The sequence below is a fragment of the Reyranella sp. genome (genome assembly GCF_050185545.1).
Classification (GTDB): Bacteria; Pseudomonadota; Alphaproteobacteria; order Reyranellales; family Reyranellaceae; genus Reyranella.
This window is the reverse complement of sequence record NZ_JBFWZI010000098.1, coordinates 1-13,263: the sequence shown is the minus strand read 5'-3', so window position 1 is coordinate 13,263 and position 13,263 is coordinate 1. Positions and strand designations below refer to the sequence as shown.

Annotated in this window: 11 protein-coding genes; 1 reads left to right on the top strand and 10 read right to left on the bottom strand. The window is 68.3% G+C overall.

The window, feature by feature from the left end; genetic code table 11:
- The 9 genes from AB7O82_RS22975 to AB7O82_RS22935 form a co-directional block, all read right to left on the bottom strand.
- Positions 1-932, bottom strand: a 932-nt coding sequence (locus tag AB7O82_RS22975; protein WP_428620257.1) for a sn-glycerol-3-phosphate import ATP-binding protein UgpC, incomplete at its 3' end; no start/stop codon positions are given.
- Between the two features lie 20 nt (positions 933-952).
- Positions 953-1,804, bottom strand: a complete 852-nt coding sequence (ugpE, locus tag AB7O82_RS22970; RefSeq protein ID WP_428550903.1) for a sn-glycerol-3-phosphate ABC transporter permease UgpE — start codon at positions 1,802-1,804, stop codon at positions 953-955.
- A complete protein-coding gene (ugpA, locus tag AB7O82_RS22965; protein WP_428550900.1) occupies positions 1,804-2,685 on the bottom strand; it encodes a sn-glycerol-3-phosphate ABC transporter permease UgpA in 882 nt (293 codons plus the stop codon). The genes ugpE and ugpA overlap by 1 nt, the downstream gene beginning before the upstream one ends.
- Positions 2,686-2,924: 239 nt before the next feature.
- Positions 2,925-4,241 carry a sn-glycerol-3-phosphate ABC transporter substrate-binding protein UgpB gene (ugpB, locus tag AB7O82_RS22960; protein WP_428550898.1) on the bottom strand — a complete coding sequence of 439 codons (1,317 nt, stop codon included), beginning with the start codon at positions 4,239-4,241 and terminating at the stop codon, positions 2,925-2,927.
- 115 nt (positions 4,242-4,356) lie between these two features.
- Entirely contained in the window at positions 4,357-6,078 is a 1,722-nt protein-coding gene (locus AB7O82_RS22955) for a tetratricopeptide repeat protein (protein ID WP_428620256.1), read from the bottom strand.
- A complete protein-coding gene (locus AB7O82_RS22950; RefSeq protein WP_428620254.1) occupies positions 6,075-7,169 on the bottom strand; it encodes an adenylate/guanylate cyclase domain-containing protein in 1,095 nt (364 codons plus the stop codon). The genes AB7O82_RS22955 and AB7O82_RS22950 overlap by 4 nt, the downstream gene beginning before the upstream one ends.
- Positions 7,170-7,271: 102 nt before the next feature.
- The gene (locus tag AB7O82_RS22945) at positions 7,272-7,637 is read right to left on the bottom strand and encodes a response regulator (protein WP_428554563.1); all 366 of its coding nucleotides are present in this window, start codon (positions 7,635-7,637) and stop codon (positions 7,272-7,274) included.
- Entirely contained in the window at positions 7,634-10,522 is a 2,889-nt protein-coding gene (locus tag AB7O82_RS22940; RefSeq protein ID WP_428554560.1) for a GAF domain-containing protein, read from the bottom strand. Before AB7O82_RS22940 ends, AB7O82_RS22945 begins: the two co-directional genes overlap by 4 nt.
- Before the next feature lie 376 nt (positions 10,523-10,898).
- Positions 10,899-11,591, bottom strand: a complete 693-nt coding sequence (locus AB7O82_RS22935) for a glycerophosphodiester phosphodiesterase family protein (protein ID WP_428554557.1) — start codon at positions 11,589-11,591, stop codon at positions 10,899-10,901.
- Between the two features lie 39 nt (positions 11,592-11,630).
- Between AB7O82_RS22935 and AB7O82_RS22930 the strand changes: the two genes are divergently transcribed.
- Positions 11,631-12,407 carry an SDR family oxidoreductase gene (locus tag AB7O82_RS22930; RefSeq protein WP_428554554.1) on the top strand — a complete coding sequence of 259 codons (777 nt, stop codon included), beginning with the start codon at positions 11,631-11,633 and terminating at the stop codon, positions 12,405-12,407.
- A 95-nt stretch (positions 12,408-12,502) separates the two neighbouring features.
- Here the strand turns inward: AB7O82_RS22930 and AB7O82_RS22925 are convergent, their stop codons facing one another.
- Positions 12,503-13,051 carry a Spy/CpxP family protein refolding chaperone gene (locus AB7O82_RS22925; protein ID WP_428554551.1) on the bottom strand — a complete coding sequence of 183 codons (549 nt, stop codon included), beginning with the start codon at positions 13,049-13,051 and terminating at the stop codon, positions 12,503-12,505.
- Between the last annotated feature and the right edge of the window lie 212 nt (positions 13,052-13,263).

The window sequence follows — 13,263 nt, the reverse complement described above, 5'->3', positions numbered from 1 at the left end:
GTGTCGGCGCCGAGCGGCTCGGCCAGCTCGACGTCGAAGGCGAGCGGGCCGTCGTCGGCGGGATGGAGATGCTCGGGCCGGATGCCGAGCGCGACCGGCGTGCCGGCCGCCGCCGCCGTCGCCCGGCCGAGCGGCAGGCTGACCGCAGTCGTGCCGGTGCCGGCGAGATCGACCGATCGGGCATCGGCCGATACCTTCGCCGCCAGGAAGTTCATCGCCGGCGAGCCGATGAAGCCGGCGACGAAGGTAGAGGCCGGACGGTCGTAGACGTCCATCGGCGTGCCGATCTGGTCGGCGACACCGGCATTCATGACGATCAGCCGGTCGGCCAGCGTCATCGCCTCGACCTGGTCGTGCGTCACGTAGATCGAGGTGACGGCGAGCTCGCGCTGCAGGCGCTTGATCTCGAGCCGCATCTGCACGCGCAGCTTGGCGTCGAGGTTGCTGAGCGGCTCGTCGAACAGGAACACCGCGGGCTCGCGCACGATGGCGCGGCCCATGGCGACGCGCTGGCGCTGGCCGCCCGACAGCTGGCGCGGCCGTCGGTCGAGGAAGGTGCCGAGCTCGAGCGTCGCGGCCGCCTTGCGCACCCGGCGGTCGATCTCGGCCTTGGGCATGCCGCGGATCTTGAGGCCGTACGCCATGTTCTCGTACACGCTCATGTGCGGGTAGAGCGCGTAGTTCTGGAACACCATGGCGATGTCGCGGTCCTTGGGCTCGAGCTCGTTGACCACGCGGTCGCCGATCGCGACCTGGCCGCCGGTGATGCGCTCGAGCCCCGCCACCATGCGCAGCAGGGTGGACTTGCCGCAACCCGAGGGGCCGACGATGACGATGAACTCGCCGTCGGCGATCTCCATGTCGATGCCGTGGATGACGTCGACCTTGTTGTCGTAGGTCTTCTTGACGCCGCGCAGATGGACTTGCGCCATGGCCTGCTTCTCCGTCTCGCCTACTTCTCGGTTTCGACCAGGCCGCGCACGAACTGGCGCTGCATGAAGATCACCACCAGCACCGGCGGCAGCATGGCGAGCATCGCCATCGCCATCAGCAGGTTCCAGCTCGGCGTCGCATCGACTGCGTTGGACTGGCGCGTGACAGCCATGACCACGGTGTAGAAGCTCTCCTTGGTGGTGATCAGCAGCGGCCACAGATACTGGTTCCAGCCGTAGATGAACTGGATCACGAACAGGGCCGCGATCGACGTGCGGCTCATCGGCAGCAGGATGTCCCAGAAGAAGCGTAGTGGCGAGGCGCCGTCGACCCGCGCCGCCTCGGTGAGCTCGTCGGGCACGCTGAGGAAGAACTGGCGGAACAGGAAGGTGGCCGTGGCCGAGGCGATCAGCGGGATGATCAGGCCCGAGTAGGAGTCCAGCATGCCGAGATCGGCGACGACGCCGTAGGTCGGCACGATGCGCACCTCGACCGGCAGCATGAGCGTGACGAAAATCGCCCAGAAGAAGACCATTCGGAGCGGGAAACGGAAATAGACGATGGCGAAAGCCGAGATGATCGAGATGGCGATCTTGCCCAGCGCCACGCCGAGCGCCATGATCAGGCTGTTCATCAGCGTCAGCCAGATCGGCGCCCCGCCATAACCGCGGCCGAACCCCTCGACCAGAACGTGCCGGTAGTTCTCGAACATGTGAGGGCCGGGCAGCAGCGGCACCGGAGAGCGCAGCATCGTCGCCTGGTCATGGGTCGAGGCGACAAAGGTCATCCAGACCGGGAAGGCGATGACGACCACGCCCAGAATCAGGACGAGGTGACTCAGGAAGGTGACGAAGGGGCGGTTTTCGATCATCAGTAGTGCACCCGCCGCTCGATGAAGCGGAACTGCACGAAAGTGAGCGCGATGACGATCAACATCAGGATCACCGACTGCGCCGACGAGCCGCCGAGATCCTGGCCGCGGAAGCCGTCGTTGTAGACCTTGTAGACCAGGATATTGGTGGCTTGGCCGGGTCCACCTTTGGTCAGGGCATCGACCACGCCAAACGTGCCGAAGAAGGCATAGAGGATGTTGATGACCAGCAGGAAGAAGCCGGTCGGCGAGAGCAGCGGGAACACGATGTCCCAGAAGCGTCGGCCCGGTCCCGCGCCGTCGATCGCAGCGGCCTCGATCAGCGAGCGCGGAATCGATTGCAGGCCGGCCAGGAAGAACAGGAAGTTGTAGCTCACCTGGTTCCACACCGCCGCGATCACCACCAGCACCAGGGCCTGGTCGCCGTTGATCACGTAGTTGAATTCGATGCCGATGCCTTGGAGCAGCCAGGCGACGATGCCGACCGAGGGATTGAACAGGAAGCCCCACAGCACGCCGGCGACCGCCGGTGCCACCGCGTACGGCCACACCAGCAAGGCCTTGTAGGCGGTGGCTCCACGGATCACGCGATCGGCCATCACCGCGAGCAGCAACGAGACGGCCAGTCCGATCGCCGCCACGAGCGCGCTGAATACAAAAGTGAGACGCACCGAAGCGAAGTAGGCCGGATCGGCGAACAGATGACTGAAATTGTCGAACCAGACGAACTTGGTGTTGCCGCCGAAGGCGTCCTCGAGCAGCACCGACTGCCAGATCGCCTGGCCGGATGGCCAGAAGAAGAAGACAAGCGTGATGATGATCTGCGGCGCTACCAGGAAGTAGGGCAGGAGTCTCTCGTTGAAGGTGACGCGCTTTTCCATCAGCCGAGGCGCCCGCGCCGCCTCATGATCTCCTCCCCGGCGCAGCTGGGAGGTGTCGCCGTCTTACCGGGCGCTTGGGTCATCGATTCATGCGGACCGCGGGCGTCTCGCCCGCTCACGATCATGAGCGGGCGAGACGCCCGCGGTCCGGAAGACCATGACCCTTCCAGCGTCGTATGACGGAGCACCTCCCCAGCGGAGCTGGGGAGGAGTCGCAAGTATCCCAGCACCAATCGTGCCTACTTGTTGGCGGCCTCGAACCTCTTCACCAACTCGTTGCCGCGCTTCACGGCATCGTCGAGCGCTGTCTTGGCGTCCTTCTTGCCCGACCAGACACCCTCGAGCTCCTCGTCGACGACGTCGCGAATCTGAACGAAGTTGCCGATGCGCAGGCCTTTCGAATTCACGGTCGGTGGGTTGAGCGTCAGTTCCTTGACCGCGACGTCGCGGCCGGGATTGGTTTTGTAGAAGCCGGCTTTCTCGGTGATCTCGGCCGCCGCCAGGGTGATGGGCACATAGCCGGTTTCCTGGTGCCATTTGGCCTGAACGGCCGGGCCGGCGAGGTAGGACAGGAACTTGGCGACGCCCTTGTACTCGGCCGCGGGCTTGCCCTTCAGCACCCACAGGGTGGCGCCGCCGATGATCGAGTTCTGCGGCTTGGCGATGACATCGGGCCAATAGGGCATCATCGAGATGCCGACATTCGCCTTGCCCAAAGCCTTGTCGTTCGTTGCCGAATTCGCCGAAGACCCGATCGTGAAGGCGCACTCGCCTCCCGCGAACAAGGCGTTCGACTTGCCGTCGCGGCCACCGTAGACGAACGTCTTGTCCTTGCTCCATTCGCCCAGGGTCTGGATGTGCTTGACGTGAGCCGGGCTGTTGAACTTGAGCTCGATGTCGATGCCGCCGAAGCCGTTCTCCTTGGTGGCGTAGGGCAGGTTGTGCCAGGCGCCGAAGTTCTCGATCATCGTCCAGCCCTGCCACTGCGGGGTGAAGCCGCATTTAGCGCCGGCTGCAACCGCCTTCTTGGCCATCTCGCCGAGCTCAGGCCAGGTCGTCGGCGGCTTCTCCGGGTCGAGCCCCGCCTTCTTCATCATCTCCTTGTTGCGGTAGAGCACCGGGGTCGAGGAGTTGAACGGCATCGAGAGCAGCTTGCCGTCGGTTGTCGAGTAGTAGCCGTAGACCGGGCCGATATAGGCCTTGGGATCGAACGGCTCCTTGGCGTCCGCCATCAGCTGGTACACGGGATAGACCGCGCCCTTGGCGGCCATCATGTTGGCGGTGCCGACCTCAAACACCTGCACGATATGCGGCGGCTGCTTGGCGCGGAAGGCGGCGATCGCGGCGGTCAAGGTGTCGGTATAGGACCCCTTGTAGACCGGCGTGACCTTGAACTCGCTTTGCGACTTGTTGAATCCGTCAGCCAGGGCATTGACGACCTCGCCGAGGGTGCCGCCCATGGCGTGCCACCACTGGATTTCGGTCTGAGCCCACGCGGCCGGCGTGCTCGCCAGCACCGCAGCCGCCGCAACGGCAGAAAAATGAATCCGTGTCATCTCCACAAACCTCCCTTTAGAAGCCCCCGGTTATATCGACAGGCCACGAGACTGCGATGTGTCTGTTTTATTACAGTCTGGCGACAGTCCAACAAGTCTTGCGCGCCGATGCAAGTCAGGAACTGCGCACGCGGCCTGCCAGGACCTCCGTCATGGCCGAGAACACGCCTGCCCAGTCATTCTGCGAGGGCTGGCGAAACAGCCGCATCGTCGGGTACCAGGGACTGTCCGACCGATCGAGAAGCCAGCGCCATTCGGCGGCGTGCTGCAGCGCCAGCCAGACCGGCCGCCCCAGCGCTCCGGCGAGATGGGCGATCGACGTATCGGCGGTGACCACGAGGTCGAGGCTCATCATGATCGCCGCCGTGTCGACGAAGCCGTCCTCCTCGTCGATCGGGCCGTCCGGGGTCTCGACTGCCATGCCGGGCGGCAGCCCCGGCAGCTGGTCGAGGCCATCGTTCTTCTGCAGGCTGACCAGGCGCACGCCCGGCAGGCCGGCGAGCGGCGCCAGGCCGGCCAGGGGAAACGCCCGGCCGGACTCGGTCTCGGCCAGCGGATTGCCCTGCCAGGCGACGCCGACCTTGAAGCCGCCATCGCCCAGGCGCCGACGCCAAGCGGCTGTGCGGTCCGGCTCGGCCGCGAGATAGGGCACCGTCGAGGGAATCGCCGCCTCGTCCCGGGTCGCCAGGACGAACGGCAGGCTGAGCAGCGCCACCTGGTAGTCGAAGCGCGGCACGGCGCTCGACGGCACGACCAGCTCGACCGACGGCGACAGCGAGCGCAGCAGCCGCTTCAATCGGGTCGGCACGAGAAAGACCACGCGGGCGCCCCGCGCCTCGAGCAATCCGATGAAGCGGCTGAACTGGATCGTGTCGCCGAGCCCCTGCTCGAAGTAGACGAGCAGCGTCTTGCCGGCAATCGTCTCGCGGCCGGTCCATTCCGGCCCCGGCACCGGGCAGCGCCCGACCGGCTCGCGCCGCTGCTTGCGCGCCTCGTAGAGCCGCCAGCCGCCGGCGAAATCGCCCATCATCAGGGTGGCGGCCGCCTTGTTCCAAAGGGCGTCGCCATAATCCGGCTTGAGCGCGACGGCACGGTCGTAGCTCGCGATGGCGTCGCTGGGCCGCCTCAGGTCGAGCAGGGCATTGCCATGATTGCAGTGCGCCTCGGCGAAGTCGGGGCTGGCGGCGATCGCCTGCTCGAAGCTCGCGAGCGCCAGCCCGCTCCGCCGCAGTTGGCGCAGGGCATTGCCGCGATTGTTCAGGGCCTTCGCATGATCGGGTTTCAGAGCGATGACCCGGTCGCAAAAAACGAGTGCTTCCTCGGGGCGCCTGAGGTCGAGCAGCGCGACGGCGCTGTTGACCAGCGCGCGAACGTAGTCGGGCGTCAGCCTGAGCGCCGCTTCATAGCTCGCCAGCGCCTCGGCCGGACGGCCGAGATCGAGCAAGCCATTGCCGCGATTGCAGTGGGCGCCGGCGGAGCGCGGGTTCAGGGCCAGCGCCTTGTCGTAGCTGGCGACCGCCTCCTCCGTTCTTCCGAGGTCGCGCAGCACGTTGCCGAGATTGTAGTGCGCCGAGGCATCGCGGGGCTGCACCGCGATCGCCTTCCCGATCAGGTCGACCGCCTCGAGCCGGAACCCGGTCTGCGCCATGATCGTTCCCAGGAGGTGCAGGGCGTCGAAGTTGCGCGGCTGCCGTCGCAGCACCTGCTCGTAGAGGGCGCGGGCCTCGGCAAGCTTGCCGCCGCGGTGCAGGACCACCGCGCGCTCCAGCATCGGGGCGACGCCGCCCGGCCGCTCCGCCGCCGGCGACGACGCCCCGCGCGGTCCCGGCGCGATCACGGCCGCAACGCCCGCAGGTTGACCACCGATACCGGCCGGGACATGCCGCGGATCGCGCGCTCGCCCATGTCCTCGATGTCGGCGATGTCCTCGACCGCGGCGGCGAGGCGGCCGCTCAGCAGGATCTGGCCGTTGGCGGCATCGGCGCAGAGCCGCGCCGCCAGGTTGATGACGGCGCCGATCGCGGTGTAGTCGAAGCGATCCTCGAAGCCGATGCGCCCCAAGGTGGCGTAGCCCTGCGCCATGCCGAGGCCGATTCCCAGCTCGTGGCCGCGCCGTTTCCAGGTCGGCACGAGGGCCGACACCGCCTCGCGCATGGCGATCGCCAGGTGGGCGGCGCGCTGCGGCGCATCGAAGCACGGCAGGGGATCGTTGAAGAACACCAGCATGCCGTCCCCGGTGAAGCGGTCGAGCGTGCCCTCGTGCTTGCGGATCAGCGGGCCGACCGCGCCGTGATACTCGGCCAGCACCGCCATGATGTCTTCCGGCTCGGCGGTCTCGGAGAACGCCGTGAAGCCGCGCAGGTCGCAGAACAGCGCGACGATCTCGCGGCGGTGGTTCTCCAGCACCTTCTCCTCGCCGCCCGAGACGATGGCCTGGGCGAGCTGCGGCGCCAGGAAGCGGCGCAGGCGCCCGACCCGCTCGATCTCCTCGACCTGGGCCTTCACCTTGTCCTCGAGGCCGCGATTCAGCGCCTGCACCTCGTCGTGCAGCGCCTTGATGCGCAGCATGGCGCGCACCCGCGCGACCAGCGCGCCATGGTCGATCGGCTTGGTGAGATAGTCGTCGCCGCCGGCATCGAGGCCGGCCACCACGTCGGCCTGGCCCGCCCGCGCCGTCACCAGGATGACCGGGATGAAGGGCAGCGCGCCGTTCGCCTTGAGGCGGCGCACGACCTCGAGCCCGTCGACCTTGGGCATCATGATGTCGAGCAGGATCAGGTCGGGCAGCAGCTCGGGCACGCACGCCAGCGCCTCCTCGCCGTCCCGGGCCGCGACGACGTCGTAGCCCAGCGCGCCGAGGCGCATGCGCATGATCTCGACGTTGTCGGCGACGTCGTCGACGACCAGGATCCGGGCCGGCGTTCGCATCAGCCGCTCATGGCTGGGAGCGCGCCACTCCGATGGCGCTCTTCTTGTTGACCACACCCCCTATGAGCGCCATCGGAGTGGCGCGCTCCCAGCCATGAGCCCTCATCCGACGATTCCCCGCACCTTGGCCAGCATCTGGCGCGGGCTGTAGGGCTTGGCGATGTAGTCGTCGCAGCCGGCGGCGCGCGCCTTGTCCTCGTCGCCGGACAGCGCATAGGAGGTCACGGCGATGACCGGAATCGCCTTCAGGGCCGGGTCGGCCTTGATGCGCCGCGTCGCCTCGTAGCCGTCCATGACCGGCATCTGGATGTCCATGAGGATCAGGTCGGGCCGGTGCTCGGCGGCCTTGGCGACGCCGTCGGCGCCGTCGTACGCCTCGATCATGTCGTAGCCCGCCATGCCCAGCAGGTCGCGCAGGATCTGGCGGTTGTCCTCGGTATCCTCGACCACGAGTATCTTCTTGCTCATTCGGCGGCTTCCTTGACCGTCTGGGCGTTGATCGGCAGCGCGATGGTGAAGGTCGAGCCCTTGCCGACCTCGGACTCGACTGTGATGCGCCCGCCATGCAGCTCGACGATGCGGCGCGAGATCGACAGGCCGAGGCCGGTGCCGCCCTTCTTGCGCGTGCTCGTGTTGTCGACCTGCTGGAACTCGTCGAAGATCCGCTTCTGGTCGTCCGGGGCGATGCCGAGGCCGGTATCGACGACGGCGATCTCGAAGCGGTCGCCAACCCGCGCGACCCGGATCTCGACCTTGCCCTGGTCGGTGAACTTGATGGCGTTGCCCACCAGGTTCAGCAGCACCTGGGCGAGGCGGCGGGCGTCGCCGATCCCCATCGGCAGGTCGGGCGGAACCGTCGAGGCGAGCTCGAGGCCCTTGGCGCGCGCCAGCGACTCGGTGGCCGACAGCACGGTCGCGACCATGTCGGCCGCGCTGTAATGCTCCATCGCCAGCACCAGCTGGCCGGCCTCGATCTTGGACAGGTCGAGCACGTCGTTGATCAGGCCGAGCAGATGCTTGCCGTTGCTCTGCACGCGCTCGAGCACGCCCTGCGCCTTCTCGCCGACCGGGCCGTAGAGCCCGTCGACCATCATCTCGGTGTAGCCCAGGATGGCGTTCAGCGGCGTCCTCAGCTCATGGCTCATGTTGGCCAGGAACTGCGACTTGTGCTGGCTGGCGATCTCGAGCTGGCGGCTCTTGTCGCGGATCTCGTTGATCAGGCGCACGTTCTCGACGGCGATCACCGCCTGGTCGGCGAATACCTGGACCACCTCGATTTGCTTGTCGGTAAAGGTCTCTACGCGATCGCGGGCCAGACACATCACGCCGAACAGCTGGCCTGCGCGCATCATGGGCACTCCCAGCATGGAGCGAATATTGCCAATCGCGGCAATTTCCTTCGGCCCATAGGCCGGATCTGCCAGCGCATCGGCAACGGCGACCGGTGCATTACGCAAGGCAACACGACCGACCAACGTATTCTCGTCCGGCAAATGCGGCGTCGTCTCCTCATGGTCCTGGTAGCGTGAATCGAGCGCGTAGCCCGCCCTCCAGTGAAATGCGCCGTCGGGCTGGAGTTGGAACACGCTGGCCATGTGGGCGTCGCACAGGCGAGCCGCAGTCTCGACTACCGTCTGCAGCACCGGCTCGAGGTCGAAGGTCGAGCGGCTCATCACCTTCAGCACGTCGCTGATCGCGGTCTGATACTCGAGCGATTCGCGCAGCTCGGCATTGCGCGATTCGATCTCCTTGAACAGCCGCACGTTCTCGATGGCGATGACGGCCTGGGCGGCGAAGGTCTCGAGCAGCTCGATCTGGCGCGGCGTGAAGGGACCCGGATCGGGCCGGCGCAACAGCACGCACCCGACGGCGTTGCCTTCGCGCAGCATCGGCGCGGCGAGCAGCGCGCGTACGTTGGTCCGCTTGGCCAGCTCGAGGGTCTTGCCGTGCTCGGCCGGATCCAGGGTGGCGACGTCCGGCACGTGGACGGTCCGTCCGTCGATCGCCGCGCGACCCGTCGTCGAGCTGCGGTCGAGCGGGATGCGCTCGCCGAGCAGCGCCGGCATCGAGCCTTCGTGCGTCGCGATCAGCTGCATGTCGCCTTCGCGCAGGACGATCATCGCATCGTCGGCGCCGCAAAAGCGGCGCGCCGCGCCGACCACCGCCTTGAGCACCGGCTGAACGTCGGTCGGCGACTGCGATATGACGCGCAGCACCTCGGCCGTCGCCGTCTGCTGCTCGAGCGCCTCGCTGAGCTCGGCGGTGCGGCGCTCCACCCGCTTCTCGAGATCGGCATAGGACGCCTGCAGCGCCTCAGCCGTGCGGTTGAACTGGTTGGCGAGCGATTCCAGCTCGTCGCCCGTCCTGATCGACAGGCGCTGGTCGAGAGCGCCGTCGCCGATCCGCCGGGCGCCGGCTTCGAGCGTGCGGATCGGCACGACCATGCGGCGTGCCAGCAGGGCGCCGGCGGCTCCGGCCAGGACCACGCCAAGGACCAGCAGCGCGAGCGCCCGCAGGCCGGCGTCGATCACCGGCCGCTCGGCCTCGCGCGTCGGCACCTCGACGAACACCAGCCAGCCGAGCGCCGGAATGAGGGCGTGCGCCGACAGCACCGACACGCCGGCGCGATTGACGGCGTCGCCGGCGCTGCCGCCCTTGGCGCCCGTCAGCGCGGCCCTGACCTGGGCCAGCTCGCCCATGTCGGTGCCGCGCAGCACCAGGGAGATGTCGGGATGGCCGATCAGGCGGCCGCGCCGGTCGACGACGTAGACGTAGCCGTCCTGGCCGACCTTGATCTGCGAGATGGGGTCGAGAATGAACTTCAGGTTGACGTCGGCGATGGTGACGCCGGTGGGTTTCGCCCGGCTCCCGCTGGCGACCGCCATGGTGAGGTAGGGTTCGCTCTCCCGGACGTACTCCACCGGGCTGAAATAGACCCGGTGGGCCATCGCCTCGACGAAGGCCGGCTCGCCGGACCGGTCGACGCCGCTGCCGGCCACGCTGATCGACACCCGCGAATCGCGCAGCTGCTCGCGGCCCTTGGCATCGAGCTGCACCAGCTCGGTGATCGCCGGCACCCGCTGCAGCAGGCGGGCGAAGTCGAAGCGGCGCTGCTCGAGCGGCAGGCTGGCCCAGTGCGCCTGGGTCACCCAGCCGAGCTGGCGCTCGATCTCGCGGATGAAGGACTCGATTTTCTGCGCCGCCGCCTCGGCCTTCTCCTGCTGCACCTGGATCGACGCCCGGCGGTTGTCCTCGTAGACGAAATACATGTCGAGGACGGCGTTGATCACCAGCACGCCGGTCACCAGGCCGACGAACAGCACGACATACTTCAGGAAGAGTCCGCGCTTCATCCGCCGTCTTCAGCCGCTCGGCGCAGGTCGGCAGGCGGGCGGTCGCGCTGGTGCCAGTGCCTCATCGATGGTCGGTGTCCATCCGGTCTTGCACTGTACGGCCAGCGGCGGGGTTTTTCGAGGGCCGGCGGCCGAGGCGGGGCCACATCTTCAATCCTCCCCCGTAATCGGGGGAGGTGCCCCCGAAAGGGGGCAGAGGGGTCATGGTCTTCCGGACCGCGGGCGTCCCGCCCGCTCATGGCGCGGCTCGGCTCGGGCGCGGTCTGGCGTGCCCTTGCCGAACACGCCTTCATCAAGCCCACGATCATGATCGAGAGCGGGCGGGACGCCCGCGGTCCGCGTGAGCATGACTCCTCCGTCCCGCAAGACGCGCCCATTATGCAAGCCCCGCGAGAATGACGTCCGGCGCGTCGGTGATGATGCAGTCGGCGCCCATGGCGATCAGCGCGCGCGCCTCGACCGGGTCGTTGATCGTGTAGACGCCGAGCCGGTAGCCGGCGCGCTTGATGTCGTGTGCCCACAGCGCCCCGAGCTTGCGGCCGTTGACGTTGAGGCCGATCGCGCCCACCGCCTGCGCCCGGGCGTGCCAGTCCGGCACCTGCTCGCTGATCAGCAGCGCGCGGGCGTACTCCGGCGCCGCCTCGCGGGCCGCCGCGAGCGATGCGTCCTTGAAGCTCGACAGCAGCGGCTCCGGCAGGTGCGCCGGCCAGCACCGGCGCAGAGTCTCGACCGCGGCCCGCGCGGTCGCGGCCTCGCGGCCGGGGCAGGGCTTGATCTCGACGTTGCAGCCGAGGCCCAGCTCGCCCAGGCAGGCGATCGCCTCGGCAAAGGTCGGCACGCCGGCCGGCAGGTCGGCGCGGTCGGTGTCGATCACCAGCCGGTCGACCCCGGTGGTCCGCAGGAGCGACTCGTCGTGCATCAGGATGGGCATGCCATCGCGCGTCGTCTTGACGTCGAGCTCGACCCACGTCGCGCCGCGCCGGCGGGCCTCGCGAAAGGAGTCCAGCGTATTCTCCGGCGCATACGCGGCCGCACCGCGATGACCGATCACTTTCGGCAGTTGCAGCATTTACCCTGGCACCGCTAAGTCAGCGCGTCGCGATAGACCATGACCCCTACCCTGTCGACTTTCCCCGATCGCTTCCGGCTCGACGGCCGCACCGCCCTGGTGACCGGGTCGGCGCGCGGGCTGGGCTGGGAGATGGCCAAGGGCCTCGCCGAGGCCGGCGCCCGGGTGCTGCTGCACGGCCGCTCGCCCGAGCGGCTGGCGCCGCGCCTGGCCGAGCTGCACGCCGCCGGCCATGCCGCCGGCACGGCGGTGTTCGACATGAGCGACCGCGCCGCCATGGCGGCCGCGCTGGCCGAGGCCGGGGCGATCGACATCCTGATCCACAATGTCGGCGAGCGCGACCGCCGGCCCATCCGGGAGATCGAGCCCGAGGCGTTCGCCCGCCTGATCGACGTCGACCTGGTCGCCGCCCATGCCCTGGTGCACCTGGTCATGCCGGGCATGATCGAGCGCGGCTGGGGCCGGCTGATCCTGGTCACCTCGATCGTGGCCTCGCTGGCGAGCCCCGGCAGCGCCTCCTACACCGCGGCCAAGGGCGGCCTGGCGGCACTGACGCGCGCGCTGGCGACCGAGCTCGGCGCCACCGGCATCACCGCCAACGCCCTCTCGCCGGGCTTCTTCGCCACCGAGACCAACCTGCCGCTGGCGGCGACGCCGGCCGGCGCCCGCCTGCGCGAGCGCTGCCCGGCCAAGCGCTGGGGCGAGCCGTGGGAGATCGCCGGCGCCGCCGTCTTCCTCGCCTCGCCGGCGGCCGCCTATGTCAACGGCCACACGCTGATCGTCGACGGCGGCGTGTCGGCGAGCTACCTCGCCTGACGCTCTTCCCGGACCGCGGGCATCCCGCCCGCTCATGAATTTGAGCGGGCGGGACGCCCGCGGTCCAGCATGAGCATGGGCTTCCTTTACAACGGTCAATGGCGACCGTGGTGCGGCGTTGCGGGGGCGGCCTGGCCGTAGCCGCGCAACGTCGCATAGCGGGCGATCTGCTGCGGCGTCAGCAGCTCGGCCACGGCGAGATGATACTTGAGGTGCGTCGCCCGCAGGTCACCCTGCAGGGCGGCGACGTCGCGCACGCCTTCGCGCAGGCTGGCCTCGGTAACGCTGCGCGAGGCGAACTGCCGGTCGAGCGCGCCTTCGGCGGCGAGGACCCGGGCGCCCAGCGCCCTCGCCTCCTCCTTCATGGACTCGAGCAGCACCTGCGTCCGCTCGCGCTGCGCCGGCGTGAGGCCGAGCGGCTCGGCGAACTCGAGCACATGCAGCGGACCCGGGTAGCCGTTCAGCTCCGCGGCCAGGGCCAAGCCCATGCCGCGTCCCGCCTCGAGATCGGCGATCTGCTGCGCCGACAACGCCTTGAGCGGCCGCTTCTCCTGGCCGGCGTAAGGTTGCGGGCTCTGCTGCGAGCCCGCCGCCAGGGGAGCCAGGAGAAGGGCGGCCGTGGCGACGAGGATCCATCGAGTCATGCTGCTGCGCTCCATGTGTTTCTCACCTTCTTATAGGTACACGGCGTTTCCCGCATAAAAAATCGGCCCCAACGGTCGGCATTGGTCGGGAGACGACGCCCAAGTCTTTGATGTGACGGACGAAAACCGCCTCGCGCGACTTGCCCGCAGAAGCACCGGCGGGTCCGAACAGGGAAAATATCAGGGAATTGCTCGCACCAGAGCAGGGAATT

Coding starts and splice junctions, on each gene's coding strand:
- ugpE (WP_428550903.1), bottom strand. CDS start 1,804: ATGATCGAAAACCGCCCCTTCGTCACCTTCCTGAGTCACCTCGTCCTG.
- ugpA (WP_428550900.1), bottom strand. CDS start 2,685: ATGGAAAAGCGCGTCACCTTCAACGAGAGACTCCTGCCCTACTTCCTG.
- ugpB (WP_428550898.1), bottom strand. CDS start 4,241: ATGACACGGATTCATTTTTCTGCCGTTGCGGCGGCTGCGGTGCTGGCG.
- AB7O82_RS22950 (WP_428620254.1), bottom strand. CDS start 7,169: ATGCGAACGCCGGCCCGGATCCTGGTCGTCGACGACGTCGCCGACAAC.
- AB7O82_RS22945 (WP_428554563.1), bottom strand. CDS start 7,637: ATGAGCAAGAAGATACTCGTGGTCGAGGATACCGAGGACAACCGCCAG.
- AB7O82_RS22940 (WP_428554560.1), bottom strand. CDS start 10,522: ATGAAGCGCGGACTCTTCCTGAAGTATGTCGTGCTGTTCGTCGGCCTG.
- AB7O82_RS22935 (WP_428554557.1), bottom strand. CDS start 11,591: ATGCTGCAACTGCCGAAAGTGATCGGTCATCGCGGTGCGGCCGCGTAT.
- AB7O82_RS22930 (WP_428554554.1), top strand. CDS start 11,631: ATGACCCCTACCCTGTCGACTTTCCCCGATCGCTTCCGGCTCGACGGC.
- AB7O82_RS22925 (WP_428554551.1), bottom strand. CDS start 13,051: ATGACTCGATGGATCCTCGTCGCCACGGCCGCCCTTCTCCTGGCTCCC.